Origin of the sequence: Methylibium sp., assembly GCF_013817365.1 — a bacterium.
In the GTDB taxonomy this organism is placed as follows: domain Bacteria; phylum Pseudomonadota; class Gammaproteobacteria; order Burkholderiales; family Burkholderiaceae_C; genus Methylibium.
Genome location: NZ_JACDCU010000296.1, coordinates 1 through 4,149 on the forward strand (window position 1 = coordinate 1; position 4,149 = coordinate 4,149).

6 protein-coding genes are annotated in these 4,149 nt (G+C 69.9%); 1 reads left to right on the plus strand and 5 read right to left on the minus strand.

The annotated features are described in order from the left end of the window. The 4 genes from H0W38_RS15965 to H0W38_RS15980 form a co-directional block, all read right to left on the minus strand. On the minus strand, positions 1-813 hold an 813-nt coding region (locus H0W38_RS15965), incomplete at its 3' end, for an NAD(P)H-dependent glycerol-3-phosphate dehydrogenase (protein ID WP_292455865.1). Positions 814-830: 17 nt separating this feature from the next. After that, entirely contained in the window at positions 831-1,325 is a 495-nt protein-coding gene (gene secB / locus H0W38_RS15970) for a protein-export chaperone SecB (protein ID WP_292455867.1), read from the minus strand. 173 nt (positions 1,326-1,498) lie between these two features. Then, a complete protein-coding gene (gene grxC, locus H0W38_RS15975; protein ID WP_292455870.1) occupies positions 1,499-1,765 on the minus strand; it encodes a glutaredoxin 3 in 267 nt (88 codons plus the stop codon). A gap of 193 nt (positions 1,766-1,958) precedes the next feature. Then, a complete protein-coding gene (locus H0W38_RS15980; protein ID WP_292455873.1) occupies positions 1,959-2,372 on the minus strand; it encodes a rhodanese-like domain-containing protein in 414 nt (137 codons plus the stop codon). A 78-nt stretch (positions 2,373-2,450) separates the two neighbouring features. Between H0W38_RS15980 and gpmA the strand changes: the two genes are divergently transcribed. Beyond that, positions 2,451-3,194, plus strand: coding sequence for a 2,3-diphosphoglycerate-dependent phosphoglycerate mutase (gpmA, locus tag H0W38_RS15985; RefSeq protein WP_292455876.1), 744 nt, complete (start codon positions 2,451-2,453; stop codon positions 3,192-3,194). An 8-nt stretch (positions 3,195-3,202) separates the two neighbouring features. On the opposite strand, the gene H0W38_RS15990 is transcribed toward gpmA, so the two are convergent. Continuing rightward, positions 3,203-3,967 carry a 1-acyl-sn-glycerol-3-phosphate acyltransferase gene (locus tag H0W38_RS15990; RefSeq protein ID WP_292455878.1) on the minus strand — a complete coding sequence of 255 codons (765 nt, stop codon included), beginning with the start codon at positions 3,965-3,967 and terminating at the stop codon, positions 3,203-3,205. Positions 3,968-4,149: the final 182 nt, after the last annotated feature.

Here is a 4,149-nt window from a genome sequence, read left to right on the forward strand (position 1 = left end):
GGAGACGAGCACTTCGGGCAGTCTTCCGCCCCGCGCGAGTTGCAGACCGACCTGGCGGTTGCGCGACAGGTCGCCTGTGGCAGTGAGGACAAGATCGCCGAGCCCGGACAGGCCCATGAAGGTGTCGGCGCGCGCGCCCAGCGCCAGGCCCAAGCGCGTCATCTCGGCCAAGCCGCGGGTGATGAGCGCGGCGCGCGCGTTCAGCCCGAGCGCCATGCCGTCGCCGATGCCGGTGGCGATGGCCAACACGTTCTTCACTGCACCGCCGACCTCCACGCCGATCGGGTCGGCCGAGGTGTAGATGCGCAGCGATTCGCTGTGAAAGACCTCGAGCGCCTGCTGGCGCAGCGCGGCATCCGCACTCGCTGCGACCAGTGCGGTGGGCTGGCCGCCCGCCACTTCGAGCGCGAAGCTCGGTCCCGACAGCACGCCGACGCGCGCTTCGGGCGCCACATCGCGCGCGACCTCGTGGCCCAGCGCACCGCTGCCGGCCTCGAAGCCCTTGCACAACCACCACAGGCCCCGTCCTTGTTCGGCACAGCGCGAGACCATCTCGCGCAGACCCGACATCGGCGTGGCGACGACGATCAGGCCGTCGCCGGCGGCATGCGAAAGCGCGGACCCGAAAGCTGCGTCGATGCGCAGCCCGGCGGGCAGATCGACGCCCGGCAGATAGCGCTCGTTGCGGCGGCTGCGGTCGATGAGCGCAGCCTGCGCCGCGTCGCGCGCCCACAGCAGGGTGTCATGCCGTGGCGCGATGCTCGCCGCCAGCGCCGTGCCCCAGGCGCCGGCGCCGAGGACGGAGACCCTCATCGCCGCCCGCGACCCGCTCAGGCGGTGGCGATGACCGGCGCGCCGCTGCCGTTGGTCGGCTTGCCTTCGCCGGCCTGCTGGGCGCGAGCCTGCTGCTGCGCCTCGTACATGGCTTGGAAATTGACCTCGGCCAGGTGCACCGGCGGGAAACCCGCGCGCGTGATGATGTCGGCCACCGTGGCGCGCAGGTACGGGTACACGATGCCCGGGCAGGCGATGCCGATCACCGGCTGCAGCTGCTCTTCGGGCAGGTTGCGGATTTCGAAGATGCCGGCCTGCTTGACCTCGACCAGGAACACGGTGCGGTCGCCCAGCTTGGTGGTGACGGTGGCGGTGATGGCGACTTCGTAGATCCCGTCGGTCACGCCCTCGGCCGCCACGCCGAGGTTGATCTCGACCTGGGGCGACGCCTGCTCAAGCAGGATCTTGGGCGAATTGGGCTGCTCCAGCGACATGTCCTTGAGGTACACGCGCTGGATCTGGAACACGGGGGTAGCGGCTTGCTCGGCCATGGTGGACATCCGTCGGTCAGGGGCTCGGCCCGGCGCAGCGGTCTCGCGTGCGGCGCGGCGGGCTGAAGGCGCGCAAGAGCCGGCGCAGCGGCGCTTGCAGTGAGCTGCGGATTATGTCGCAGCGGCTTTCGACGGCCCCTCGGCCGGGCGATGCGCCGGCGACCGCCCGAGTCTCAGGCAGCCGCGCCCTGGAGCAGCGGCGCGAGGCCGCCGCTCTGGTCGAGCGCGATGAGTTCGTCGCAGCCGCCCACGAGCGTGTCGCCGATGTAGATCTGCGGCACGGTGCGCCGGCCGGTCAGCTCCATCATCGACTTGCGCTGAACCGGATCGAGATCGATGCGGATCTCCTCGATGTGCTCCACGCCGCGCTGCTGAAGCAGCATCTTCGCGCGCTGGCAGTAGGGGCAGACCAGGGTGGTGTACATCTTGACGGGAGACATGGGCTCGGTGGCGTGGCAGTGCGGCCCGCCAGTGTCATACAGCGGCCACGACCCTGTGGGAAGGCGGGTCGGGTGCCTCGCCTGCGCCGCCGGACGCGGCAGCCGTTGCGAAAGCCAAGGCCCCCGCGAGCCGAAACTTTGCCGTGGGCCGCCTCACCCGCACTCCCGCGCCGGGCTTTTTCACGCCGCTGCCTCAGGCCGCCGACTTCTCCACCGGCAGCTGCGCCTCACGCCACGCCGCCAGGCCGCCGATCAAGGCGGTGGTCTGCTCGTAGCCGAGCTTGCGCAAGGTGGCCACCGCGCGGTTCGCGCGCGCCCCGGTCGGGCACATCACCACCAGCGGAACGCCCTTGTTGGTGGGCAGCGCCTTGTTGCCTTCGAGGCTGCCGAAGGGGATGTTGCGGGCCTGCTTGGCGTGGCCGGCAGCGTATTCGGCCGGCTCGCTCACGTCGATGAGCACCGCCTTTTCACGGTTGATGAGACGCACCGCTTCCGCGGCGTTCACGCGATGCGCACCGCCGGAGCGAGACACCATGGGCCACAGCAGCAGGCCGCCCGACACCACGGCGGTGAGGATGAGATACCAATACTCGAGAAGGAACTTCACTTTGCGTGCGCGGGAGCGCCAAGGGCGAAAACCTGCGATTCTAGAATCTGCGACCTCCGACGCCTTTGCTTTCAGACCATGACCCAACTCGTTCTGATCCGCCACGGCGAATCGACCTGGAACCTCGAGAACCGCTTCACCGGCTGGGCCGACGTGGAGTTGACCGCCACCGGCGTGGCCCAGGCCCAGGCGGCCGGCCGCCTGCTGAAAGAGGCCGGATACGAGTTCGACGTCGCCTACACCTCGGTGCTGCGCCGCGCGATCTGGACGCTGTGGCATTGCCTGGACGGCATGGAGCGCACCTGGCTGCCGGTCGTCAAGGACTGGCGGCTCAATGAGCGCCACTACGGCGGTCTGCAGGGTTTGAACAAGGCCGAGACCGCCAAGGAATACGGCGACGAGCAGGTGATGCTCTGGCGCCGCAGCTACGACGTGCCGCCGCCGGCGCTGGACGCGAGCGACCCGCGCGGCGCCCGCGGCGACGTGCGCTACGCGGCGCTGCCGCCCGGCAAGGTGCCGCTCACCGAATGCCTGAAGGACACGGTGGCGCGCGTGGTGCCGCTGTGGAACAGCACGCTCGCGCCGGCCATCGCCAACGGCCAGCGGCTGGTGATCGTGGCGCACGGCAACAGCATCCGTGCGCTGGTCAAGCACCTGAACAACATCTCGGATGCCGACATCGTCGGCGTCAACATTCCCAACGGCATTCCGCTGGTCTACGAGCTCGACGCCTTCCTGAAGCCGGTGAAGAAGTTCTACCTCGGCGACGCCGAAGCCGCGGCCAATGCAGCGCAGGCTTCGGCCGACCAGGCGGAGGCTTGAAGAAGCCTTCAGAGCCAGGCTGCCACGATCAACCCACGCAGTTGCGCGGCGAGCGCGCGTCTGTCTTGCCCGGCGCTCGCGACCGGTTCGAGGAACTGCACGCGCACGCGCAGTTCTTCGGCGCAGGCCACCCACCACAGGCTGCGACCGAGCGACGTGTCGCCCACATAGGCGACCGCCTTGCTGACGGCGTCGGTCGCGTCGCAGTAGCGCAGCGCCACCGGCTGCACCTTCGTTCCGGTGGCGATGGCCGCCTGCAGCAAATTGGCGTGAAAGGGCAAGGGCACGTGCCCTTCGCCGGTGGTGCCTTCGGGGAACACCGCCACCGTGTCGCCGGCGGCCAGCGCCTCGCCCATGCGGTGCACCACGCGCATCGCGTCGCGGCGGCGCTCACGCTGCAGGTACAGCGTGTCGGCTGCATCGACCAGCCGGTTGAGCAGCGGCCAGTGCCGCACGTCGGCCTTGGAAACGAAGCGGGCCTGCGGTACGAGCGCGTGAATCGCCACGATGTCGAGCCACGACACATGGTTGCTGACGAGCAGCGTGCCGCCCTCGCGCGCAGCGCCCAGCACGTCCATCTCCACGCCCGCCACGCGCAGCATCTTCGCCGCCCACCACTGCACCCTGACCCGGCGCTCGGGCTGGGGCAAGGGAAAGCGCAGCAGCACGATCGCCAGGCCGTGCAGCACGTGAAGCAGTACGCGCGACAGGCGCCACGCGCCGCGCCAGCGGCGCATCACGACAGGCGGCAGCGCATCACATTGCCCGGGCATGCAGGCGGCGAGCCAGCGCGGGCGTCGGCCCGGTCCTGCAACGTCGAGGCCACCTCCAAACGCATGGCTCAGCGCACCTCGTGCGCCACCTGCCCGGCGACCAGCGTGAGCTTCACCGCCCCCGGCAGTTCGTAGCCGCTGACCGAAAAGGCGAATGGCGTGTGCTTGCCCTGGCTGCGCAG

What these genes read in the sequence shown, in the direction of transcription:
- grxC (WP_292455870.1), bottom strand. Translation starts at nt 1,765, where the DNA reads ATGTCTCCCGTCAAGATGTACACCACCCTGGTCTGCCCCTACTGCCAG.
- gpmA (WP_292455876.1), top strand. Translation starts at nt 2,451, where the DNA reads ATGACCCAACTCGTTCTGATCCGCCACGGCGAATCGACCTGGAACCTC.
- H0W38_RS15990 (WP_292455878.1), bottom strand. Translation starts at nt 3,967, where the DNA reads ATGCCCGGGCAATGTGATGCGCTGCCGCCTGTCGTGATGCGCCGCTGG.
- secB (WP_292455867.1), bottom strand. Translation starts at nt 1,325, where the DNA reads ATGGCCGAGCAAGCCGCTACCCCCGTGTTCCAGATCCAGCGCGTGTAC.